Raw genomic sequence first — 23996 nt, 5'->3', positions numbered from 1 at the left:
TGTACCACAGCCGCGCGGCTGTCAAGCGCTGCGGGTGAAACAAGCTGCTCGGGCTGCTCGGCGTGAATTGACAGATCGGCCTTGCCATGCTATACTGCCGCGGTGTCGGCGGGGGTGTAGCTCAGCTGGGAGAGCGCGACAATCGCACTGTCGAGGTCAGGAGTTCGAGCCTCCTCACCTCCACCATCGACATAATGGGGCTGTAGCTCAGCTGGGAGAGCGCAACACTGGCAGTGTTGAGGTCAGGAGTTCGATCCTCCTCAGCTCCACCAAACTCAACGCCCGCCTGCCATGTCGGCAGGCGGGCGTTGTTTATTCCACACGGGCGCCCCGCAGCCTCAAAGCACCCTCGCGCGATCGATCGCGCGTACCTTCGCCTAACGATCGGCGGTCTAACTCTACGAGTACTCATCGTAGCTGCAGGACGCCGCCATGACACTGATTATTCTCGCAGCCGCCTGGCTGATTGGCCTGGTGCTCGCCGACCTTTACGCGCCTGGCATGGCGTTGCTGGTGGCGCTGGCGTGTGCGGGCCTGCTGCTCGGCGCGCTGGCGCGCCGCGCGCCACGTCTGCGGCTGGTGGCGCTGGCGCTGGCCTGCGCAGCGCTGGCCGGCGCGCGGCTGGAGCTGGCGCAGGTTCACCCGGTGGCGCAGAGCGTCTGGCTGCTGAACGACCGCAGCGAGCTGCAGATCGAGGGCGTGGTGGCCGACGACCCACGCCGCGGCGCCGGCGACCAGCGGGCGACAATCGCCGCCGAGCGCGCGCTGGTCGATGGGCGCTGGCGCGCCGCGTCGGGCCTGGTGCTGGCCAAGCTGCCGCCCTACCCCGAGCGGCGCTACGGCGACCGGCTGCGCCTGACGGGCAGGCTCACCACCCCGCGCGAGGCCGAGCGCCCCGGCCAGTTCGACTACCGGCAGTACCTGGCGCGCAAGCACATCTTCAGCCTGATCGAGCCGCAGGCCGTGCGGCTGGTGGCCGAAGGCCAGGGTAGCCAGCTGTGGGGCGGCCTGTTCGGCCTGCGCGACCGGGCGCGGCGCGTGCTGCTGCGCGAGCTACCCGAGCCGCAGGCATCGCTGGCGGTCGGCATCCTGCTGGGCCTGCAGTCGAGCATCCCCGGCGACGTAACCGCCGACTTCTCGGCCACCGGCACATCGCATATCCTGGTCATTTCAGGCTGGAATATCAGCATTATCGCGGCGGCGCTGTATAGCCTAGCCAGCGGCCTGCGCCTGGCAAAGCGCCACGCCTTCTGGTTTATTCTGGTAGCCATCTGGCTGTACACCCTGTTTGTCGGCGCGACGCCCACGGTGATCCGCGCCGCCGTGATGGGTACGATCGTCGTGCTAGGGCAGCGGCTCGAGCGGCCGGCGCACGCCTGGACGACGCTGTTCGCGGCGTGCTGGGCTATGACGCTGTGGGATCCGCAGACGCTGTGGGATCTGGGGTTTCAGCTCAGCGCGCTGGCCACCGCGTCGCTGTTCGCGTTCGGCAAGGGCACCGAGCGGCTGCTGCTGCGCACGCCGCTGCGCGCCGGCTGGCTCGACTGGGCGCGCGAGGCGCTTACGGCCACGCTGGCGGCGCAGATCCTGGCGCTGCCGTTGATTCTGTACCAGTTCGGCAACCTGAGCCTGATCGCGCCGGTGGCGAATGTAGCGCTGCTGCCGGTGGTACCCTACGCCATGCTGTTTGGCGCGCTGGCGCTGCTGGGCGGCATGGCGCGGCTGGCGCTGGGGCAGTGGCTGGCGCTGCCGGCGTACCTGTTTCTGGCATGGCTCACCGAGGGCGCGCGCTGGTTCGCGCGCGTGCCCTGGGCGTCGCTGCAGCTGCCGCCGTTCCCGCTGTGGCTGCTGCTGGCCTACTACGCGATCGTGGTGGGCGCATGGCTGTGGAATATCGGCCATGCGCGCCCCCTGCCTTCCAAACGGCGCGTAGCGCCAGGCGCTACGCTGCGCCCCGCACCAGATCCTGGTACTCGGGGTGGCGCCGGATGTAGCTAGCTACAAACGGGCACTGCGGCATTACGCTCAGCCCGCGCGCACGTGCGTCGTCGAGCGCGAAGCGCGCCATATGCCCGGCGATGCCGCGGCCCTCCAGCGCCGGCGGCACCTCGGTGTGCAAAAAGACGATCGTGTCGCCGCGCATGCGGTACTGAATCAGCGACCGCTGGCCGTCGATCGTCACCTCGTAGCGGCTATGGGCCGCGCTATGCTGAACTTCGGGCAGATCGTTTGGCATATGCTCCTCGTGTATGGGCGCGGCAGCGGCCGCTACCCGCGAAAGCCGATCTTGCTATGCGTGCCGTCGCAGAATGGTTTGTTCGCCGACGCGCCGCAGCGGCACAGGTAGGCCCGCCCGCCGTCCTTGCACGTCTCGCCGGACGCGTCGCAGATGCTGAACGCGCCGAGCACCTCGATCGGCCCGTTCTCGGTGGGCGTGACGACCAGCGTGGCAGGCACGCCAGGCTCGGCCGGGCGCAGCGTCTTCTCGCCGATCGCGCCGGGGTCGTGGAAGGCCGCCTGGTGGTGCGAGCCGTCGCAGAACGGCTTGTTGGCCGATTGCCCGCAGCGGCACAGCGCCACGCGCGTCTCGTGGGCCAGCAGCGTGCCGTCGGGCGCGCGCAGCGCGATGTCGCCGCGCAGGTACAGCGGCCCGTCGAGCTGCGGCACAATGCTCGCCTCGGCAGCCGGCGCCTCGTTTGCGCCGCCGTCGTGGCGGGCGTAGTGCAGCGCGCCGCTGGGGCAGCGCTCGATCGTGCGCGCCACCGCATCGGCGTCGGCCGCGTCGGGCTGCACCCACGGCCGGCGCTGGCTGTCGAATACCGCCGGCAGCCCGCGTACGCATTCGGCCGCGTGAATGCACCGCTTCAGATCGTACGTCACCTCGAGCGCCTCGCCCGCGTAGCTGCGCGTCCGCTTTTCCATCGCTACCTCCTGCTGTTCTACTGCACGCTGTAAGTATAGCCGAAATAACAAAATTGTCACTTGACTTAGTGCCTTATAGACACTATAATTCAAGTGTAAATATGACACTATTTGAGCTTGCGCGGTTGCCTTGCTCGGCTCCCTCAATCGGGCGCTTTGCCTGCGGCAGCGTTGTGTGCAGTTTTTCCGCGCGAAGCGCGGAAAATGACACCGCTCTGCCGAAGGCTGAGCCCGTCAACTGCGCAAGTCACAAGAAGATAGGAAGAGTCGTGCTGTCATTCGACGAGCTGCTCGAGCTGCTGGGCCGCGCCGCCACGCCGTCCGAAGTGTTTGGCGCGCTGGCGGCCCCCGAGGCCGCTGCGCTGCGCCAGCGCTACCGCGCGCTGATGCTGCTGGCGCACCCCGACCACAACCCCGCGCGCGCGGCCGAGGCCAATGCCGCCTGCCGCGCGCTGCACGAGTGGTACGCTGCGGCCCAGCGCCAGCTGGCCACCGGGGCGTACGGCGCCGCGCCGCGCATCTGCATCGCCAGCGGCGCGCGCCAGTATGCCGGCTACGCCGTGCCGCTGGCCGGCGAGCTGTGCGAGCTGTTCCCGGCCGAGGGCGGCGGCGAGCGCGTGCTGCTGAAGACCGCGCGCAGCGCCCGCGACAATGATCTGCTGCAGGCCGAGGCGCGGGCGCTGCGCGAGATCGAGCGCGGGCTGGCCGGCCAGCGCGTACGCGCGCACTTCCCGACGCTGATCGAGCACCTGCTGGTGAGCGACGCGGCCGGCGCGCGCCGCCAGATGAATGTGCTGCGCGCCGAGCAGGGCGTGGTGTCGCTGGCCGAGGTGATCCGCGCCTACCCGGCCGGGCTCGACCCCGCCGACGCGGCCTGGATGTTCAACCGCGTGCTGGCCGCGCTTGGCTCGGCACATAGCCTCGGCCTGCTGCACGGCGCGGTGACGCCCGCGCACGTGCTGGTGCGCCCGGCCGACCACAACGGCATCCTGGTTGGCTGGTGCGCTAGCGTGCCGATCGGCGAGCCGCTGCGGCTGCGCAGCCCGGCCTACGCCGCCGACTACCCGCCCGAGGTGGCAGCGCGCCAGCCGGCAACGCCCGCTACCGACATCTACCTGGCTGCGGCATGCATGGCGCGCCTGCTGGGCGGCGACCCATTCGGCCCGGCGCTGCCGCCGCGCGTGCCCCGGCCGATCGCGCGGCTGCTGCGCGCCTGCCTGATCGCCGCGCCACAGCGCCGCATAGCCGACGCGTGGCAGCTGTTCGATGAGTTTCGTGCGCTGCTGGGCCAGCTGTATGGCCCGCCGCAGTTCAGGCCGTTTGCGATGCCCGCCGGGTATCGCTAAGAACCTGCCAGAAACAGCTTCTATAAGGTTGGCAATTTCTGCGTCAAGGGCATAGTTCAAACCAGCGTTTCAGCTCATTGAAAGCCGTGCGGGTGCGATCTATCGCTCTCGTACATCGAAGCAGGCCATAGCGCGAAAACCCGTAAAGTACCAGCAGAAGGAGCATCACCATGGGCTATTCCGATTGGAGCGACGCCGCGTATCAGTCGCGGCAGGGCCAGCGCCAGGCCAGCGGCCAGAGCGCATTCAGCTACGACCAGCAGGTGCGCGCCAGCGGCGTGACGCGGGCGCACCCGGCCATGAACCCGTACGGCGCCACGCGCGAAAGCCGCGACAGCGCCGCTCACCCCGACTCGGTGGCGATCGCGGTGGCCTTCGACGTGACCGGGTCGATGGGCAGCGTGCCGCGCGTGCTTCAGACCAAGCTGGGCGCGCTGATGCGCGTGCTGATCCAGAAGGGCTACCTGGCACACCCGCAGGTGCTGTTCGGCGCGGTCGGCGATGCCTACTGCGACAGCGTGCCGCTGCAGATCGGCCAGTTTGAGTCGGGGCTGGAGATGGACGACGACCTGAGCAAGCTGTACCTCGAGGGCGGCGGCGGCGGCCAGGTGCACGAGACGTACGAGCTGGCGCTGTACTTCCTCGCGCGCCACACCAGCATCGATTGCTACGAGCGGCGCGGCCAGCGCGGCTACCTGTTTACGATCGGCGACGAGAAGCCCTATGGCGTGGTGAGCCGCCAGCAGGTGAGCGACCATATCGGCGACGCGCTCGAGCGTGACATCCCGACCGAGCGGATGGTCGCCGAGGTGCAGCAGCGCTACGAGTACTTCCACATCATCCCGACCAACACCGCCCACGGCCGCAGCGCCGAGGTGCAGCAGCGCTGGCGGGGGCTGCTGGGCGAGCGCGTGCTGCTGCTCGAGGACGAGGCGGCGGTGTGCGAGACGATCGCGCTGGCGATCGGGCTGTGCGAGGGCGTGGTCGGCGACCTTGGCAGCGGCGCCGACGACCTGGTGCAGGCCGGCTACGACCCTGGCGCGGCCGGAAGCGCCGCGAGCGCGCTGGCGCCCTACGCGGCGGCGCGCGGCCCGCAGCCGCGCGCCGCAGCCGGCCTGCTGCCAGCCAGCATCGGCGCCACGCTCGACACCGGCCGGCTGTAGATCGACGACCGAGCGACCACAGGCTCCCAGCGGAGGATTGGCGCTATGAACCATGTATTTCTCACCGTCGATCTGGGCTTTGGCGATGCCGGCAAGGGCGCGGTGGTCGATTTGCTGGCCCGCCGCTACGAGGCGCACACGGTTGTGCGCTACAGCGGCGGCGCCCAGGCCGGCCACCGCGTGGTCGCGCCCGACGGCCGCGAGCACGTGTTCTCGCAGTTCGGCAGCGGCGCGCTGGCCGGCGCGGCCACGCACCTCTCGCGGTTCATGCTGATCGAGCCGCTGGCCATGCTCGAGGAAGCGCGCCACCTGCGCGCACTTGGCGCCGGCGAGCCCTTCGAGCGCGCCAGCGTCGACGCGCGGGCGCTGGTGATCACGCCGTTCGCGCGCGCCGCCAACCGCCTGAGCGAGCTGGCGCGCGGCGACGCCCGCCATGGCAGCTGCGGCATGGGCGTCGGCGAGACTGTGGCCGATGCCCTGGCGCACGGCGAGCGCGCGCTGTTCGCCGGCGACCTTGCCGACCGCGATGTGCTGTATGGTAAGCTGCGCTTTCTACAGGCCGCGAACCGTGCCAAGCTCGCGCGCCTGAGCCTGCCCGATACGCCTGACGCGGCGGCCGAGCGCGCGCCGCTCGACGACCCGGCCTGGCCCGAGCGGCTGCTCGACGACTACCAGGACTGGGCCGGGCTGGCGCGGCTGGTGCCCGGCGAGCACCTGCGCGCGCTCCTGCGGCGGCCGGGCGTGGTGGTGTTCGAGGGCGCGCAGGGCGTGCTGCTCGACGAATGGCGTGGCTTTCACCCGCATACCACCTGGAGCACCACCACCCTGGCGAACGCCGACACGCTGCTACGCGAGGCCGGCTACGGCGGCGCGGCGACGCGCCTGGGGATCACGCGAGCCTACGCCACCCGCCACGGCGCCGGGCCGCTGCCCAGCGAAGACCCGGCGCTCGGCGCGGCGCTGCCCGACGCGCGCAACCGCTTCGGCGCATGGCAGGGCGGCTTTCGGGTGGGCTGGCTCGACATTGTGCTGCTGCGCTATGCCCTGGCGGCCGCCGGCCCGCTCGACGGCCTGGCGCTGACCTGCCTCGACCGTCTGGCGGCCCTGCCGGCTGCGTTCGTCTGCCGGGCCTACCGCGACGGCGATGCGCTGGTGCGCGAGCTGCCGCTGGCTCCGGGCGCGCCCTCGCTCGGGCACCAGGAAGCGCTGACGCGCCTGCTGCTGCGCGCCCGGCCGCTGCTCAGCCCGATCGCGGGCGCCGAGACGCTGCCGGCGCTGCTAGCCGCCGAGCTTGGCGTGCCGGCGGCGCTGCTCTCGTATGGGCCGTCGGCTGAGCACAAGCAGTGGATGCTATGATGTCCGCGGGTGGCGCTGCCTCCCGCACCTCCGCCACAGTGCTACGTCTCTTCGAGAAATCAGGATCTTGCGGGTGGCTCCGCCCCCGTTTGATCAGTTTCTTTGTGTGATGCCCTGCCTGGCGAAGCCGGGCAGGGCATCACACAAAGAATTTCACGAGGCGGCTTCGCCGCCTCGTGAACCCCCACCATACAGCCAGTGTTCAGCCGAATTTGGTATTACATAAGCAATGAGCTTTGCGACCACAAATGAATGCGTGGGCTGCCCTGAGGCATACGCGCAGGGCGCTGGCTATAAGGCGGCATCCATTTAAATGATCCGGTGCAAGGCTCCGGCGGGGAGGTGCAGGAGGCTGGCGGCGGCCTCCTGCCGCGAGGTGCGGAGGCACGCAGCTCTCCCGGCTGCCACATGCGCTATACTAGCGCCGGAACCGCACCACAAGGAATAGCGATGACGCAGCCCGATTTCGACATCCGCGCCGCCATGGCGACCCTGCGCGAGGCGATGCCGCGCTTCGAGCAACCGCTGATCGAAGCGATGGGCGAGGCCAACCAGACGCCCTTTCACATCCTGATCGCCACCATCCTCAGCCTGCGCACCAAAGACACACTCACCGCCGTGGTGGCGCCGCGCCTGTTCGCCGAGGCCGCCACGCCCGCAGCTATGCTGGCGCTCAGCGAAGCGCGCATCGCCGAGCTGATCTACCCGGTTGGCTTCTACCGCACCAAGGCGCGCAGCATCCGCCAGGTGTGCGCGCTGCTGCTCGAGCGCCACGGCGGCCAAGTTCCGCCCGACCTCGACGCGCTGCTGGCGCTGCCGGGCGTCGGCCGCAAGACCGCCAACCTGGTGCTGACGGCCGGCTTCGGCTTGCCTGGCATCTGCGTCGACACGCACGTCCACCGCATCTGCAACCGCTGGGGGTACGTGCAGACCAAGGATCCTGAGGCGACCGAGATGGCGCTGCGGGCGAAGCTGCCACCCGAGTACTGGCTCGCGATCAATGGCCTGCTGGTGACGCTTGGCCAGAATATTTGCCACCCGACCTCGCCGCGCTGCAGCGTGTGCCCGGTCGCGGCCCTGTGCGCCCGCGTCGGCGTCGCGCGCAGCCGCTGAGCGGCGCACGGGCGCGATCTATCGCGCTCGTACGGCCTCTACCCCGCCAGCGGCGGCCGCCTGCGCCACGTGCCGGTTGCCTGCTCGAAGGCGTGCGCGAGCTGCAGCAGCCCAAGCTCGTCGCGGTGCCGCCCGACGATCTGCAGCCCCACCGGCAGGCCCTCGGGCGTGAAGCCGCACGGCAGGCTGATCGCCGGCAGCCCGGTGGCGCTGACGTAGTAGCACGAGCGCATCCAGTCGATGTACGTCTCCATCGCCACGCCGTTGATCGCGGTTGGGTAGGGCTGATCCACATCAAACGGCGGCAGCTGGGTTGCTGGCAGCGCCAGAAACTCGTAGCGCTCGAAGAATGCGTGCATGCGCCCGTACAGCTCGGTGCGCTTGCGCTCGGCCCAGGCCAGCTGCGGGCCGCTCAGGCGCTGGCCCTGCTCGATATTCCAGATCACCGTGTCCTTGATCAGCGCCCGGTGGGCCGCCAGGTCGGCGCCGCGGCCGCTCTCGAACGCCCAGGCCCGCAGGATCTTGAACACCGCGTCGGCGTCGCTGAAATCGGGCTCGGCATCGTCGACGGCGCAGCCCAGCGCCGCGAGCGCCGCCCGCCCCGGCGCGAGCGCGGCGGTGACGCGCGGGTCGATCGGCAGCCCGCCCAGGTCGTGGCCCCATGCCACCCGCACGCCGCGGAAGTCGCGATCAAGCGGGCGCGTGAAGATCGCGCCCGGCTCGGCGATCGACAGCGGCGCGCGCGGATCCGGCCCGGCCATGGCGCTCAGCAGCAGCGCCACGTCGCCGGCCGTGCGCGCCATTGGCCCGTCGACCCCAAGCGTGGCCCAGGCCATGGCGGTGGGGTAGCTCGGCACCCGCCCGGCCGAGGGCCGCAGGCCGATCACATTGCAGTAGCTGGCCGGGTTGCGCAGCGAGCCGCCGACATCGCTGCCGTCGGCGATCGGCAGCATGCCGCAGGCCAGCGCCACCGCCGCGCCGCCGCTGCTGCCACCGCAGGTTTTGCTCGCGTCGTAGGGGTTGCGCGTGGCGCCGAACACCGGGTTGAACGTCTGCGACCCGGCGCCAAACTCGGGCACGTTGGTTTTGCCGATCGCGATCGCGCCGGCCTGGCGCAGCCGCTCGACGATCAGGTCGTCGGCGTCGGGCACGAAATCGCGGTAGATCGGCGAGCCGAAGGTGGTGCGGATGCCCCTGGTACGCACCATGTCCTTGTGCGCGATCGGCAGCCCGTGCAGCGGCCCGGCGGCCTCGCCGCGCGCCAGCGCCGTGTCGGCGGCGCGCGCCTGGGCTAGCGCCTGCTCGGGCAGGAGCGTGACGATCGCGTTCACGCGCGGGTTGATGCGCGCGATCTGCTCCAGGTGCGCCTGCATCAGCTCGTACGCCGAGATCGCGCGCGCGCGCAGCATCGCCGCCAGCTCGGTGGCGGGCAGAAAGCACAGCTCGTGTGTGTCCATGGCAGAACCCTTCGCTTGGTTGGCGCCCGGAAGGCATCGGCGCCGCGCACCACTATAGCATGCTCTGCTCGCCACGCTGTAGTGCCTGTGCGCCGCCGCGCTACCCGCATGGCTCGTGCTAAATCGGCCCTCGCTCTCGTTCGCCTGAAAGACGTTGCCCCAGCCCTGGCGCTGCCCGCGCGCAGGGCAAGCGGCGCGCCTGCGATCTGGTACAATAAAGCATCGCCTGCGGCCGGCATCGCATCCGGCATCATATAGACATACGTAATCGGCATGCTAGCTGCTGGCGCCGCCCATGCGGCGCCGTGTGGCCAGAGGATGAGGAGGCGCATATGACCACCGACGGCTTCGAGCTGCTGCGCGAGCAGGACATCCCCGAGCTGAACACCAGGGCGCGGCTGTACCGGCACGCCAAAACCGGCGCCGAGCTGCTCTCGCTCGAGAACGACGACGAGAACAAGGTGTTTGGCATCACCTTTCGCACGCCGCCGAGCGACTCGACCGGCGTGGCCCATATTCTCGAGCACTCGGTGCTGTGCGGCTCGCGCAAATACCCGGTCAAAGAGCCGTTCGTCGAGCTGATCAAGGGCTCGCTCCAGACGTTCGTGAACGCCATGACCTACCCCGACAAGACGTGCTACCCGGTGGCCAGCCAGAATGTGCAAGATTTCTACAACCTGATCGACGTCTACCTCGACGCGGTGTTCTACCCGCGCCTGACGCCGCAGGTGCTCCAGCAAGAGGGTTGGCACTACGAGCTGAACGACCCCGCCGAGCCGCTGACGTTCAAGGGCGTGGTGTTCAACGAAATGAAGGGCAACTACTCCTCGCCCGATAGCGTGCTGGCCGAGCAGTCGCAGCAGGCGCTGTACCCCGACAGCACCTACGGCGTCGATTCGGGCGGCAACCCGCGCCATATCCCCGACCTGACATTCGAGCAGTTTAGCGCGTTCCACCGCGGCTTCTACCACCCTTCCAACGCGCGGATCTTTTTCTATGGCGACGACGACCCGGCCCAGCGGCTGAAGCTGCTCGACGCGTACCTGCGCGACTTCGAGCCGAGCGCCGTCGACTCGCACGTGGGCCTGCAGCCGCGCTTCGCCGAGCCGCGCCAGCTGACGCGCTCCTACGCCGGAACCCAGGACGACGGCGAGAAAAAGGCCATGGTCACGATCAACTGGATGTTCGACGAGGTGAGCGACACCGCCACCGACCTGGCGCTCGGCATTCTTTCATATATTCTGATCGGCACGCCGGCCGCGCCGCTGCGCCGCGCGCTGATCGACTCGGGGCTGGGCGAAGACCTCGCCGGCGGCGGCCTGATCGACTCGCTGCGCCAGATGATGTTCTCGACTGGCCTGAAGGGCATTGCCGCCGCCAACGCCGGCGCCGTCGAGCAGCTGGTGCTCCAGACGCTCACCCAGCTCGCCAGCAACGGCATCGACCCTGAAACCGTCGACGCGGCGATGAATACGGTCGAGTTCAGCCTGCGCGAAAATAATACCGGCTCGTTTCCGCGCGGCATCGCGCTGATGCTGCGCGCGCTCAACACCTGGCTCTACGATCGCGACCCGCTCGCCCCGCTGGCGTTCGCGGCGCCGCTCGACGCGATCAAATCGCGCATTGCGGCCGGCGAGCGCGTCTTCGAGCAGCTGATCGTCGAGTATTTCCTCAAGAACACGCACCGCGCCACAGTGCTGCTCACACCCGACGCCGACCAGGCCCGCCGCGACGCCGAGGATGAGCAGGCCCGCCTTGAGGCCGCCCGCGCCGCCATGAGCGACGCCGACCTGGCGGCGGTGGCCGAGAATGCCCGCACGCTCAGGCTGGCCCAGGAAACGCCCGACACGCCCGAGGCGCTGGCGAGCATACCGACGCTGACGCTGGCCGACCTGGCGCGCGAAAACAAGAAAATCCCGATCGCGGTGTCGGACGATGGCGGCGCGCGCATTCTGTACCACGACCTGTTCACCAACGGCGTGATCTACCTCGATGTCGGCCTCGATCTGCACATGCTGCCGGCCGACCTGCTGCCCTACACCACGCTGTTCGGCCGCGCGCTGCTCGAGATGGGCGCTGGCGCCGCCGACTTCGTGCAGCTCTCGCAGCGGATCGGCCGCGCCACCGGCGGCATCTGGAGTCAGCACCTCACCTCGGTGGTGCGCGGCTCGCAGCACGCGGCGGCCTGGCTGTTCCTGCGCGGCAAGGCGACGCCCGAGAAGGCCGGCGAGCTGCTGGCGATCGTGCGCGACGTGCTGCTCGACGCCCGGCTGAGCAACCAGGAGCGCTTCCGCCAGATCGTGCTCGAAGAAAAGGCTTCGCACGAGGCCCGGCTCGTGCCGGCTGGCCATGCCGTGGTGAATACGCGGCTGCGCGCCAACTTCAACGAGGCCGATTGGGCCGCCGAGCAGATCGGCGGCGTCACGTACCTGTTCTTTCTGCGCCGGCTGGCCCAGGCGGTCGACGCCGACTGGCCGGCGGTACAGGCCACGCTCGAGCAGATCCGCGACACGCTGGTGAATCGCGCCGCCATGCTCTGCAACGTCACCACCGACGCCGCCGGCTGGCACCAGTTCGCGCCGCAGCTTTCGGGCTTCCTCGGCGCGCTGCCAAGCTCGCCGGCCGTGGCCGAGCGCTGGGCGATCGACCAGGGAGCGCGCTTCGAGGGCCTGGCCATCCCCGCGCAGGTCAACTATGTCGGCAAGGGCGCCGATCTGTACAAGCTCGGCTACAAGCCCAACGGCGCGGCTGCGGTGATCGGCAAGTACCTGCGCACCACCTGGCTGTGGGAAAAGGTGCGCGTGCAGGGCGGCGCCTACGGCGGCTTCAGCGTGTTCGACCAGCGCTCGGGCGGGTTTACATTTCTGTCGTACCGCGACCCGAACCTGACCGCCACGCTTGATGTGTACGACCAGACCGGCACGTTCTTGCGCGAGGCGCGCCTCGACGAATCCGAGCTGACGCGCAGCATCATCGGGACGATCGGCGATGTGGATACCTACCAGCTGCCGGACGCCAAGGGCTACACCTCGATGGTGCGCTACCTGGTGGGCGATACCGACGAGATCCGCCAGCGCATCCGCGAGGAAATCCTTGCTACGACCGCCGCCGATTTCCTGGTGTTCGCCGATGTGCTCGACCAGGTGGCCGACCGCGGGCTGGTGGTGGTGCTTGGCTCGCAGGCGGCGATCGACGCCGCGAACGCCGCCAAGCCCGGCTGGCTTGACGTAACCAAGGTCTTATAAAGCAGCTGCGTTAGGCGCCGGCCTTGCGGCAGCTGGTCTGAGGGCTGCGCCCTCCAAGATGCTTTCTTTTTCGGCCGGCCGCCCTGCGGTGGCCGGCCGAAAAGAGCTGCCGCGGGCGGCAGAGCTGCCCGCGGCCCACGTGTAAGCCCTGCACATCAGAGAAAGCAAGCCCATGCCATTCTCCAAAATTCTACGATTGGGCCTGATACACGTCGCCGTGGCGATCACGCTGGTGCCGATCAACAGCACGCTTAACCGGATCATGATAAGCGAGCTGGGGCTGGCGGCCACGCTGGTGGCGGTGCTGGTGTCGCTGCCATACCTGTTCTCGCCAATCCAGGTGTGGATCGGCGGCTACTCCGACCGCCACCCGGTGCTTGGCTTTCGGCGCACGCCGTATATTCTGCTTGGGCTGCTGCTGTGCGCGGCCGGCGCGGCGTTGGCGCCATCGGCGGCGTTTCTCATGCACCGCAGCCTGGGGCTGGGCCTGCCGCTGGGCCTGCTCGCGTTCGGCGCGTGGGGCATGGGCTTCAACTTCGCCACGGTGTCGTACCTGTCGCTCGCCACCGATCTTGCGGGCGAGGAACACCGCGCGCGCACCGTCGGCGTGATGTGGTTCATGCTGATCGCCAGCGTGATCATCACGGCGATCGTGGCGGCGCAGCTGCTGCGGCCGTACGCCGCCGACCCGCTCGGGCCGGCCGGGGTGGCCGCGCTGTACCGCGTGTTCTACGGCGTCTCTGCCGTGGCGATCGGGCTGGGCCTGGCCGGGCTGCTGGGCCTCGAGCGCCGTGGTGCGGCCGCCCACACCGGCGAGCGGCAGTCGTTTGCGCAGCTGCTGCGCGTGGTTGGCGCGAATGCGCAGGCGCGGCTGTTTTTCGTGTACCTGGTGCTGCTGCTGGTGGCGCTGCTGGGCCAGGATCTGCTGCTCGAGCCGTACGCCGCCGATGTGTTTGGCGTGCCGGTGAACCGCACCACCGAGTACACCGGCATCTGGGGCATCGCGCTGCTAGTGGCGCTGCTGCTGGCCGGCCCGCTTACCCGGCGCGTCGGCAAGGGGCGCGCGGCGGCGATCGGCGGCGGTGTGGCGGCGGCCGGCCTGCTGCTGATTGCGCTTAGCGGCATTGCCGGGGTTAAGCCGCTGCTGATGGTGGCGCTGATCGTGTTTGGCTTCGGCAGCGGCATCTCAACCGCTACCAACATCTCGCTCATGCTCGACATGACGCTGGCCGGCCAGGTGGGTGCGTTTATTGGCGCGTGGGGCATGGCCGACGCGCTGGCGCGCCTGGTTGGCACGCTGCTCAGCGGCGTGGTGCGCGATAGTGTCAAGGCGCTCACCGGCAACGCCACCGCCGCATACGTCACCGTGTTTCTGATCGAGGCGCTGGCGCTGGGCGTGTCGCTGCTGCTGCTCAGGCGCATCAGCGTCGCGCGCTTCCGCGAAAAGCAGGCGCCTGGCGTGATCGAGCTGGCCGGGTATGTCGATCTATAGGCCCGATCGGGCCGCTCGCTTCTCTCATCTAGGCTTTATCTTTGGCTCACATAGACTTTAGCTAGCCGGCCGATAATACCTCTGCGATGTCAAACAACTTGCAAGCTGCGGTGCGGGGAGTTTGACAGGGCGACCTTTCTCCCTCCTTCACGAAACCAGACGGGTCGGGCAGCCCGTCTGGTTTCGTATTTCCCCCTCTCGTCTGCGAAGGCTCGCATGAGGGCCTTGGAAAGTCCAGATCATCCCGCTTGGCGGGCGTGCGACGCTCCGGCTCGGCTATTTTCGATGAAGTCTATTGCGCTTCCCCTAGCGGCGCGTCGAGAAATGGCACGACGATTGGGATGAGCAGATCGTCGCGGCTCGCCAGCGTCACGTGGGTGGTGCCAGGCAGAATCGCCAGCTGCGATCTGGGCAGCCCCGCCATGTCGCCGGCCACGCCGCCGCCCAGCAGCCGGAACATCTCGACGGCATGCTCGGGCTGGATGATGTCGGAGTCGCCGATGATCAGTAGTGTCGGCGCGCCGAGCGCGCGGATCGCCGCGGCCGGAATGTCCTTGGTGCCGCGATCCATCTCGCTCTTTTTGGCGAACAGCCGCGCGAAATCACCCGGCCTCGGCGCGAGGCGCATGTACTCGTCGTGCCACGGTGAGCCGATCATCATGTCGGGGCTCATTTCACCCATGCCCTCGAGCAGCCCAGGGTGCAGGCCTGCCAGCGTGTACGTGACCGAGGCTAGCACGAGCTTGCGAACCGCTTTGGGGTGCCGTAGAGCCGTATGCAGCGCCACACCGGCGCCCATGCTGTAGCCGAAAATGTCGGCCTGGCCGAGGCCCAGCTTCCCGATCGCGGCGGCCACGTCATCGGCCATGGCCTCGAGGCTCATGGGCCGCTCGATATCGGCGGTGCGCCCGTGGCCCTGCAGCTCGAACGCTACCACCTGCCGCTTCGCGGATAGCCCCGGCAGCAGCCGCTCGAACGAGCTGCCGATCGCCGAGAAGGCGCCGTGTAGCAGCACCAGCGGCACGCCGCCGCTGCCGTAGATCTCGTAGTACATGTCCAGGCCGTTCACCTGGGCGTAGCCGGTATTGCTTGGTTTAGCCATATGCTCTCCTTGTGTATGAGCCTTGCCTGCTGTGGTGAAACGCCATGGCTCGCCGAATACCTCAAGCCGCTTGAGCAGCAAGCTCTGATCCACCACTACATGCCGCCGGCTCGAGCGTGCGCCGGCCGCGCGCTGAGCCAGGCACCAAAACGGCGCGCGCCGGCGTTTACTTCTATAGCAGCAGGGCTTATACGCTCTTCGCTTGATAACTTTGGAACTACGCAGTTGGCGCCCTCAGCTGATCGCTTGGATTATGGTGGGGGTTCGGGGGCGGCAAAGCCACCCGCGAAATTTCGTTTTCTTGTGCGGCGCCCGGCTTTGCCGGACGCCGCACAAGAAAACACAAGTAATCAAACGGAGTTGGTATAAGCGGGGAGGTGCCACGTGCATCACAAGCGCAAACGGCCGAAGAATCGCCGCGCCGGCTGCCTGATGTGCAAGCCGTGGAAAGTCAATGGCTTCGCGACCGAGCGCGCCGAAGGCGAGCGCTGGGGCGACCATCGGCGGCGCCAGCAGGCCCGCGACGAAATAGGCGATTGGAAAAAGCAGCCGAAGGAGTAGCAGGCCGGCGGCCGACAGCTGCACTTGTCGTGATCAGCCGCCGGCCACCAGGGGAGAAATGCGCCATCCGCGCGGGCGGCGTTCGCAGCTAGGGCTGTGGCAGCGCCAGCTCGGCCAGCGCGCCCGCGCCGAGCGCGTCGACGCCGATCCACACCCCGTCGGGCGCGGCGCCCTCTTCGTCGAAGATCAGCAGCTCGTTCTTGGCCGCCAGCCATGAGGCTGGCAGCTTGTACGCTTCTTGCGGGCCGACGTGCCAGTAGCGCCCGAGGTTGTGGCCGTTCAGCCAGATCTGGCCCTTGCGCATGCCCGGCAAGAACAGCTTGAACGGCCCGGCGCCGTGCTCGGCCGGGCTGTAGCTGAAGCGCGCGCGCTGGAACGCCGGGCCGGATGAGGACTCGGCGGCAGCGCCTGGCGTCACGCCGGGGTGGAAGCTCCACTCGGCCGCCAGCGCGCCGTCGGCGTCGTACTCGAGCAGCGTGGCCTGCCAGGCCGCGCCAGCGTAGCCCTGGATGTTCAGCGACAGGCCATTCGCGCCGGGCTTGAGCAGGTGGCTGATCTCGGCCTTGACGTAGCCGCCGCCGTTGTGCCGGCTGAAGCGCGCCAGCGCCGTGCCATTCACAAACAGCGCGCCCGGGTTGCGGTCGCCGGTGAGCTGGATGAGGTAGCGCTTGCCCGGCCGGGCCTCGATCTCGCGCAGCAGCCACAGGCTGGCCCCGGCGAATGGCAGGTTGCCGAGGTGCACGTCGGCGATGTCGGCGCGCACAAACGGCGCGCGCGCGGCGGCCAGCGCTTCGCCGGCGAACACTGCCTCTTGCCATAGCCCGACCCACCCCGCGCTGATGTCGATCTGGCGCCCGCCCCAGTACAGCGTGTCGAGCAGGCCTTTGCGCTCGCCGGTGTTCGAGCCGTAGTTGAAGCGCCCGAGGTTGTCGGCCAGCAGGCGTAGCTCGTGGTGGCCGGGCGCGAGCGCCAGCGGCAGCACCATGCGCGCGCCCTGCGGGTGCACGCCCAGCCATCCAACATCGGCGCCGTCGGCCAGCACGCGCGCCCGGTCCGAAAGCGCGGGCGCGGCGAGCGCCTCCTGGCCATCGGCGACATCGATCGTCGCGCGGTACCAGCCATAGCCCAGGTCGCAGCCCAGCTCGTCGAGCGAGCGCGGCCCGTCGAGCGGCTGCCAGCCATCGCTTGCGCCGGCCTCGGCCACCGCCAGCCGCTGCCACGCCAGCTCGATCGGCGCCGTGGCGGCCGGCCGCGGGGCGGGCGTGGGCAGCCGCGTCAGCGCGCCGCCGTCCGCGACGTGGTAGAACGGCGCGACGCCGCGCGCGTCGGCGGCGATGCGATCGCCATCCTCGATCAGCAGATGCGGCCCGCACACAAAGCCGCCCTGCACCGGCCACCAGCGCTCGGCGCGGGCCTGCGTCAGCAGCACGATCGACAGCGCGCGATCGCCGGCGCGCGCGCGCAGCAGCGTGGGCTCTTCGGTGATCCAGTAGCGCGCCGTGAGACTTGCGCCGTGAGCGTTCAGGTCTACGTTGGAAGGCACGCTCGCTTCAACCCCGAACGCCGAACCAGGCGTTGCGAGCTGCAGCTGCCCGACCTCGCCGGCTGCGCCGTAGAGCACCAGCGTGTCGCCGGCATCGGCCTGCCAGAAGCCGAGAATGCGCGAGGTGTGGTATTCGAGCACCAAAGACGAAGGACGAAGGGCAAAATCAGCGACCTGGTCGCTCGTCTTTCGTTCTTCGTCCTTCGTCGCCCCCAGTGGCAGGTTGCTGAAGATCGGCTTGATCGACGCGGCCTCGACCTCAACCGTCAGGTGCGCCGCAGGCTGGCGCAGGTACAGCTGGTACGATTGCCCTTCCAGGCCGTGGTTCTGAAAGAACGTGGCGGTGAAGCCGGCCCAGGCCGCCGGCGCGCTGCTGCCGGCGCGCACATTGCGGTAGGGCGCGTTGCCGGCCTCGCCGCGCCCGGCCACCGCCGCCGGGGCAACCACCTGCGCGCCGCCGGGCTGTGCGTCGGCCAGCACGCTCGCGAGCCCCGCGCCGAGCGTGGCCATAAACAGGTGGTGCCGCCGCGCCACGAAGAACTTTTCGGTCAGGCCGCCATACTCGCTGACGGGCGCGTCGTAATCGTACGACGTGGTCATCAGCACGGTATCGCCGCCGACGGTGCGCCCGCCCCAGTAGCCGAAGTTGGTGCCGCCCGCCCACATCCAGTGGCTCCAGCCGCTCGCGCCGACGGCCGCGAGCTGGTGCAGGGTCATGTCGAGCTTCGCCGCAGTGCGGTTGTTGTGGCGGCTGGCGCCCCAGTTGTCGAACCAGCCGCTCCACAGCTCCGAAACGATCAGCGGGTTTTCGGGCCAGGTCGCGCGCGTCTGCGCCAGCTTCTCGGCGATGCCGCTCCAGCCGTTGCGGAACTCGGCCCAGTCGTCCATCGCGCCCATGCAGGTGTACTGCGGCACGTCGATGCCGCGCGCAATCGCCTCGCGCGCGAGTGTGCGCTGGTGGTCGTCGTGGCCGTAGCGCCCCGAGGCCCAGTGCTCGTTCTCGATCTGGCACAGAATGATCGGCCCGCCGTGCGTGATCTGGCGCTCGGCCAGTGGCGGCAGCAGCGTGTCGAACCAGCGCCGCAGGTGCTCGAGGTACACCGGGTTGTCGACGCGCAGGCTTACGCCGGGCATGCTGGTGAGCCAGGCCGGGAAGCCGCCGTTCTCCCACTCGGCGCAGATATACGGGCCGGGGCGCACGATCAGGTACAGCCCCAGCTCGGCGCACAGGTCGGCATAGCCGGCGATGTCGGCCTCGTCGGCGAAGTTGAAGTTGCCGGGGCGCGGCTCGTGCAGGTTCCAGGGGATCACCGTGTCGATCGTGTTGATGCCGGCAGCGCGGGCTTTCAGCAGCAGGTCGCGCCACTCGGCGCGTGGGTAGCGGAAGTAGTGCAGCTGCCCGGCGAGCAGGGTGAATGGCCGCCCATCGATCTGAATGCCTTCGCGTGTGACTTCAACTGTTGGCATGCGTTTCCTAATGGACAGGACTTGCGCGGTCGCCTGCGATAGAGGCTTGTTCTGCCTGCGGCAGCATGGTACCGTACTTTCTTTTGTGCTGCGATTTTGGCGCAAAGCGCCACAATCGCAGCACTATCCAGGAAAAAGTACCGCTCTGCCGACGGCAAAAACGCGCACCACGTAAGTCCTAGTAAGATAAACAAAATCGGCGTAATCTGTGTAACCTGTGGATAATCTATATCTGAAACTGCCCATCTTTGTAGAACAGCTCGCCGTCGATCACGATCTCGCTGCTCTGGCGCATATCGCAGATGAAATCCCAGTGGATGCTCGACTGGTTCTGGCTGCCGGTCTCGGGGTAGCCGGCGCCGACGGCCATGTGCAGCGTGCCGCCGATCTTCTCGTCGTACAGGATGCTCTTGGTGAAGCGCTGGATGCCGTAGTTGGTGCCCACCGCAAACTCGCCCAGGTAGCGCGCGCCGGCGTCGCTGTCGAGCTGGCTGATCAGGTAGGCCTCGTTCTTCTGGGCGCTGGCTCGCACCACCTTGCCGTCGCGGAACTCGAACTCGACGCCCTCGACGGCGTAGCCGCCGCGGATGGCCGGGTAGCTGAACTTCACCCAGCCGTTGACCGACTGCTCGACCGGGCCGGTGAAGATTTCGCCGCTGGGCATGTTACGCCGGCCGTCGGAGTTAATAAATGTGCGCCCGTCGATCGAGAGCGTCAGATCGATGTTCGGCCCGCGCACAGCCACGTGTTTCTTGCCCTTCAGCCAGTCGACCAAGCGCTGCTGTGTGTCGTGCACGCCGCGCCAGGCCGCCACCGGGTCGGGCTGGTCGGCGAAGGTCGCGGCGTAGACGAAGTTCTCGTACTCGCGCAGGCTCATGTCGGCCTCCTGGGCGTAGGCCGGGCAGGGGAACTGCGTCAGCACCCAGCGCAGCTTGCCCTCGGCGGCGCGCTGCATGCGCGATTGCTGAAGCGCGTGGCGCGCCTGCTGGAACACGCGCGGCTTGTGCGGGTCGATGCCCGAGAGCGCGCGGGTGTTGCCGGGCGCGGCGATGCGAATCGAGACATCGGCCTGGTCGTTGATGATCGGCGCGATCGGCCCGATCCAGGCCAGCTGCTCGTCGCTGGCCTCGCTCAGAAACGCCTCGTCGAGCTCGTCGGCGTTCAGCAGCACGGTCGAGTGCGCGCCGGCGCGCGTCACCAGCCGGCGCACCTCGGCCACCAGCGGCAGCGCCAGCACGTCGGCCTGGATGGCAACCCAGTCGCCGGGCTGCACGGCTGCCGAGTAGTGCACCAGTATCTCGGCGAGCTTGAGCATTCGTTGATCGGCCATGGTAGAGGCTCCTGCTAGTGTTCGGCGTTGGCCAGCGGCGGTAGATCTTACGGCAGCTCCCAGTGCTGGGCGCGGTCGAGCGCGCGCCGCCAGGCCGCCAGCCCGGCGGCGCGCCGGCCGTCGTCGCCGCGCGGCTCGAACAGCGTTTCGTCGGCCTCCAGGCGCGGCAGCGCCTCGGCGCTGGGCCACACGCCCGCGCCCAGCCCGCCCAGCAGCGCCGCGGCGCGCGCGCTCGTCTCGGCGTTCTGCGCCCGCACCACCGGGATGCCCAGCACGTCGGCCTGGATCTGGCAGGCCGCGTCGCTGGCCGACACCCCGCCGCCAACATGGAGCTGGCCGATCGTGATGCCTGCGTCTTCGGCGATTGCCGAGAGAATATCGTGCAGCTGGTAGCCGATCGAGTCGAGGAACGCGCGCGCGATATGCGCCGGCGAGGTGTCGAGCGTCATGCCCAGCAGGGTGCCGCGCGCGCTGCGGTCTTCCAGCGGCACGCCCAGCCCGGTGAACGCCGGCACAAACACCACGCCGGCCGCGTTTGGCACCGACAGCGCCAGCGCGCCCAGGTCGGCGGGGCGGTGCAGCCAGCCCATCTGCTCCTGCATCCAGCGGATCACCGCGCCGGTGACGGTGGTGTCGGCCTCAAGCGAGTAGGTCGGCGTGCCGCCCAGCTCCCAGGCCAGGTACGTCTTGGTGCGGCCGTCGGGCGGGGCGGTGTGGCCAGCCACGACGTTCACGAACGAGGCGGTGCCGTGGGTGCACGCGGCCTGGCCGGGCGCGCGGCAGTCGTAGCCGAACAGCGCGGCCTGCTGGTCGCTGATCATCGCCAGCACCGGCACGGCCGCGCGCCCGCCGCGCGCGTCGGCTACGTCGATCGTGCCGAAGTGGTGCAGCGTCGGCACCGGGCGCGGCAGCGCCGCGCGCGGCAGCCCCAGGTAGTCGATCCACGCGCCCCACAGCTGCTTGCGCCGGAAGTCGAGGATGGTCATGCCCTGGGTCAGCGAGTAGTCGAGCGCGTTCTCGGCGAGCTGGCCGAGCGATTGCACCAGCCAGCCGGCCGCGAGCGAGCAGCGCAGCCGGCCCGACTCGGCGGCGGCGCGGAACTCGGCGTCGTTGCGCATGCGCCAGGCCATGTGCATGGCCGAGCAGTAGGCGCCGGGGAACTGGCCGAGCCTGGCGCGGCGCTCGTGGGCGTAGGCCCAGCCGCTGGTTTCGGCCACCAGCGGCACCGTGCGCAGATCCTGCCAGGTGATCGCGTTGCCGATCGGCTGGCCGGTCTCGGCGTCCCAGGCGAACACGGTGTCGCGCTGCGAGGTAATGCCGCACCCGGCGATCGCCCCGGCGTCGCAGCCGGCCTGCGCCAGCGCCGCGCTGATAGCGCCGCGCACACTTGCCGCTACGGCTAGCGGCTCCTGCTCGACCCAGCCTGGCCGCGGGTAGATCCGCTGTACCGGCTGATAGCCATACCCAACCACCGCCCCCTGGGCGTCGAGAACGATTGCGCGGCTGCCGCTCCCACCCTGATCGATGCCGAGCACATACGGTCGCTTCATATCCAACTCTATGCATTTGGCCGAGCTGCTGGTTTTGCCTGGCCTATTGTACCATCGAATGGTTTGCCGCCAGTGGTGTCTGCTGCCGTGGCGATTGTACCACGGAAAGCGGTTTCCTATATCGTTTGCGCACGCCTATGTTCACAGTTTCGCGACAATTTCGCGATGCTTTTACGCAACTAGCAACTTATACTTGCGCTATACGTACATTCTGGTGGCGCTACGCTGGTGTGTGGTGCGGCGCCGGTGGTGCATGCCACAGGGCTGCCCGCGTAGCCGGCTCGCGCTGGCGCGGCGGATCCGCCTTCCGAACGACGCGGCTCAGCCTTTATGCCGAGCCTGGGGATGCCGAAAAACATAGAGCGCGCTCGTGCAACCGCCGGTTGGCCAGCGGCGTCTAACGAGCGATACTACAGCTAGAACAATACACGTGCTTGAAGGAGCGAGTAACCATGGCTACAATCGCAACACCGCGTAAACGCGCGCGGATCGGGCGCAGGTGGTGGATCATCGGCGGTGTCGTCGTCGCGCTCGTTGTCGTTGGCGCGCTGCTGCTCAGCCGCATGGCCGGCAGCGCCGCTACGGCGGCGCTCGCGGGCTGGACGACCGCCCCGGCGACGGTTGGCTCGATCGGTGCGACGGTCAGCGCCACTGGCAGCGTCGAGGCCCAGGCGCAGGCCGAGCTGCGCTTCGCCGACGACGGCACCGTCACGGCGATCCTCGTCAAGCCCGGCGACAAGGTGCAGCCTGGCCAGCCACTCGCCACCCTCGACGCCACCGATCTGCAGCTGAAGCTCGAGCAGGCCCAGGCCGACCTGCAGCAAGCCCAGGCCGACTACGATAAGCTGCGCGGCAAAGCTACCACGCAGGAGATCGCCGAGGCCCAGGCGCGCGTGGCCCAGGCCCGCGCCCAGGCCCAGCAGGCCCGCGGCGCGGTGTCGGGTGCCGATATTGCCGCAGCCCAGGCGCGCCTTCAGAAAGCTCAGGATCGCCTGGCGCGGCTGCAGGGCGGCGCCACCGCCACCGGCGACGCCGACGTCGCCGCCGCGCAGGCCGCGCTGGCCCAGGCTCGCACCGACCTCGCGTCGGCCAAAGAGCGCGCGCGGCTCGACCTCGAGGCCGCCGCCAATGCGCTGCGCAATAAGCAGGACGCCTACTCGACGCTTGTGTGGGATAACAAGAAGCTGGCCGACCAGTACGCGCGCTTCGGCCAGGAGCTGCCGCAGGAGAACAAGGATCGCGAGGTTGCGGCGCTGCGCGATGTGCAGGACGCTGACGCGGCCATGGCCAAAGCCCAGATCGCCTACGACGACGCCAAGAAGAACGAGCTGGTGACGCTCGATCAGCGCGAGGCCGACGTGCGCAAAGCCCAGGCCGGCAGCGGCGCGGATCTGACGCAGGCCCAGGCCGATGTCGAGAGCGCCAAGGCCGAGCTGGCCAAGCTCACCGGCGCCAACCAGGCCGGCAATGTCGCGGCGGCCCAGGCCGGCGTGGCGATCGCCCAGGCCCAGCTCGACAAGCTGAACGCCGACCCGAGCGCCACCGACCTGGCGCGCGCCCAGGCCGGCGTGGCCCGCGCCGAGGCCGCCAGCAAAGCGGCTCAGCGCGCGCTCGGCCAGGCTACGCTCACCGCGCCGTTTGCCGCCACCGTCGCGCGGATCGACCTGCGCATCGGCGAGCGCGCCGGCCAGAATGGCGTGATCGCCATCGCCGACCTCAGCAGCTTCCATATCACCGTGCCGGTCGACGAGCTCGACGTCGCCCAGGTGCAGCTGAACCAGCCGGTGACGATTGTGCTCGACGCACTGCCGGGCAAAGAGATCGCCGGCGTGGTCTCGAACATCGACCCGCTGGCCACCAAGAGCGACAAGGGCACCAACACCTACAAGGTTACCGTCGCAATTAAAGCGGCCGACGCGGCCATCCGCCCCGGCATGACCGCCGTGGCGCAGATTGTGACCCAGAGCAAAGACAATGCCGTACTGGTGCCGCGCCGCGCCGTGCAGTCGGAGAATGGCCAGAGCTACGTGCTCATCCCGACCAGCGGCCAGCCCGATCCGGCAACTCAAACGCCAGCCAGCCAGCGCCGGCCGGTGAAGATCGGCCTCGGCAACAACGAGTCGATCGAGATCGTCGATGGCCTTAAGGCCGGCGAGCAGGTGCTGGTGAAGGACGTCGTCAGCACATTCAACCCGAACCAGCCGCAGTAGCCTGGCACGGGCCGCGGTTGCAGGCTGCAGGTTCGAGGGAGTAGGTTCGCAGGTTGCGATATATGCGGCTGCCAAACCTGCACCATTCGAACCTGCAAACCTCTAGCATATCAACGGCCGGCCTTTGGGAGATAGAGCA

General features: G+C 68.9%; 16 protein-coding genes and 2 tRNA genes. 11 read left to right on the top strand and 7 right to left on the bottom strand.

The features are described 5' to 3' along the window. Window positions 1-110: 110 nt before the first annotated feature. The 3 genes from U0177_RS24770 to U0177_RS24760 all read left to right on the top strand — a co-directional run bounded on the left by U0177_RS24770 (window position 111) and on the right by U0177_RS24760 (window position 1998). A tRNA-Ala gene (locus tag U0177_RS24770) sits at window positions 111-186 on the top strand. A gap of 10 nt (window positions 187-196) precedes the next feature. Beyond that, window positions 197-272, top strand: a tRNA-Ala gene (locus U0177_RS24765). A gap of 160 nt (window positions 273-432) precedes the next feature. Next, on the top strand, window positions 433-1998 hold the full coding sequence (locus tag U0177_RS24760; RefSeq protein ID WP_409573347.1) for a ComEC/Rec2 family competence protein: 1566 nt from the start codon (window positions 433-435) through the stop codon (window positions 1996-1998). Here U0177_RS24760 and U0177_RS24755 read toward each other — a convergent pair. Both U0177_RS24755 and U0177_RS24750 read right to left on the bottom strand, forming a co-directional pair. After that, the gene (locus U0177_RS24755; protein WP_409573346.1) at window positions 1943-2236 is read right to left on the bottom strand and encodes a GNAT family N-acetyltransferase; all 294 of its coding nucleotides are present in this window, start codon (window positions 2234-2236) and stop codon (window positions 1943-1945) included. The genes U0177_RS24760 and U0177_RS24755 overlap by 56 nt on opposite strands. Before the next feature lie 32 nt (window positions 2237-2268). Further along, on the bottom strand, window positions 2269-2922 hold the full coding sequence (locus tag U0177_RS24750) for a CDGSH iron-sulfur domain-containing protein (RefSeq protein WP_409573345.1): 654 nt from the start codon (window positions 2920-2922) through the stop codon (window positions 2269-2271). Between the two features lie 269 nt (window positions 2923-3191). On the opposite strand from U0177_RS24750, the gene U0177_RS24745 reads away from it, so the two are divergent. From U0177_RS24745 to nth, 4 genes are all read left to right on the top strand, one after another. Next, window positions 3192-4268 carry a molecular chaperone DnaJ gene (locus U0177_RS24745; RefSeq protein WP_409573344.1) on the top strand — a complete coding sequence of 359 codons (1077 nt, stop codon included), beginning with the start codon at window positions 3192-3194 and terminating at the stop codon, window positions 4266-4268. A gap of 170 nt (window positions 4269-4438) precedes the next feature. Beyond that, complete coding sequence (locus U0177_RS24740) at window positions 4439-5431, top strand: hypothetical protein (RefSeq protein ID WP_409573343.1); 993 nt, start codon at window positions 4439-4441, stop codon at window positions 5429-5431. Between the two features lie 45 nt (window positions 5432-5476). Further along, on the top strand, window positions 5477-6787 hold the full coding sequence (locus U0177_RS24735) for an adenylosuccinate synthetase (protein ID WP_409573342.1): 1311 nt from the start codon (window positions 5477-5479) through the stop codon (window positions 6785-6787). Window positions 6788-7237: 450 nt separating this feature from the next. Beyond that, window positions 7238-7900, top strand: coding sequence for an endonuclease III domain-containing protein (gene nth, locus U0177_RS24730; RefSeq protein WP_409573341.1), 663 nt, complete (start codon window positions 7238-7240; stop codon window positions 7898-7900). A 38-nt stretch (window positions 7901-7938) separates the two neighbouring features. On the opposite strand, the gene U0177_RS24725 is transcribed toward nth, so the two are convergent. After that, window positions 7939-9357 carry an amidase gene (locus tag U0177_RS24725; RefSeq protein WP_409573340.1) on the bottom strand — a complete coding sequence of 473 codons (1419 nt, stop codon included), beginning with the start codon at window positions 9355-9357 and terminating at the stop codon, window positions 7939-7941. Between the two features lie 332 nt (window positions 9358-9689). Between U0177_RS24725 and U0177_RS24720 the strand changes: the two genes are divergently transcribed. Together U0177_RS24720 and U0177_RS24715 are read left to right on the top strand one after the other, a co-directional pair. Next, a complete protein-coding gene (locus U0177_RS24720; protein WP_409573339.1) occupies window positions 9690-12602 on the top strand; it encodes an insulinase family protein in 2913 nt (970 codons plus the stop codon). Between the two features lie 172 nt (window positions 12603-12774). Beyond that, the gene (locus U0177_RS24715; protein WP_409573338.1) at window positions 12775-14094 is read left to right on the top strand and encodes a BCD family MFS transporter; all 1320 of its coding nucleotides are present in this window, start codon (window positions 12775-12777) and stop codon (window positions 14092-14094) included. Between the two features lie 292 nt (window positions 14095-14386). Here the strand turns inward: U0177_RS24715 and U0177_RS24710 are convergent, their stop codons facing one another. After that, complete coding sequence (locus U0177_RS24710; RefSeq protein ID WP_409573337.1) at window positions 14387-15196, bottom strand: alpha/beta fold hydrolase; 810 nt, start codon at window positions 15194-15196, stop codon at window positions 14387-14389. A gap of 384 nt (window positions 15197-15580) precedes the next feature. Between U0177_RS24710 and U0177_RS24705 the strand changes: the two genes are divergently transcribed. Next, window positions 15581-15757 carry a hypothetical protein gene (locus U0177_RS24705; protein WP_409573336.1) on the top strand — a complete coding sequence of 59 codons (177 nt, stop codon included), beginning with the start codon at window positions 15581-15583 and terminating at the stop codon, window positions 15755-15757. A gap of 88 nt (window positions 15758-15845) precedes the next feature. On the opposite strand, the gene U0177_RS24700 is transcribed toward U0177_RS24705, so the two are convergent. From U0177_RS24700 to U0177_RS24690, 3 genes are all read right to left on the bottom strand, one after another. After that, window positions 15846-18767, bottom strand: coding sequence for a beta-galactosidase (locus tag U0177_RS24700; RefSeq protein WP_409573335.1), 2922 nt, complete (start codon window positions 18765-18767; stop codon window positions 15846-15848). Window positions 18768-18993: 226 nt separating this feature from the next. Continuing rightward, on the bottom strand, window positions 18994-20097 hold the full coding sequence (locus tag U0177_RS24695) for an aminopeptidase (RefSeq protein ID WP_409573334.1): 1104 nt from the start codon (window positions 20095-20097) through the stop codon (window positions 18994-18996). 47 nt (window positions 20098-20144) lie between these two features. Further along, window positions 20145-21647, bottom strand: coding sequence for an FGGY family carbohydrate kinase (locus tag U0177_RS24690; protein ID WP_409573333.1), 1503 nt, complete (start codon window positions 21645-21647; stop codon window positions 20145-20147). A gap of 452 nt (window positions 21648-22099) precedes the next feature. Between U0177_RS24690 and U0177_RS24685 the strand changes: the two genes are divergently transcribed. Continuing rightward, complete coding sequence (locus U0177_RS24685; RefSeq protein WP_409573332.1) at window positions 22100-23857, top strand: efflux RND transporter periplasmic adaptor subunit; 1758 nt, start codon at window positions 22100-22102, stop codon at window positions 23855-23857. Window positions 23858-23996: the final 139 nt, after the last annotated feature.

The sequence above is a fragment of the Kouleothrix sp. genome, assembly GCF_046328425.1.
In the GTDB taxonomy this organism is placed as follows: Bacteria; Chloroflexota; Chloroflexia; order Chloroflexales; family Roseiflexaceae; genus Kouleothrix.
Note: the sequence above shows the minus strand (reverse complement) of the source record. Positions and strands in the feature narration are given on the sequence as shown.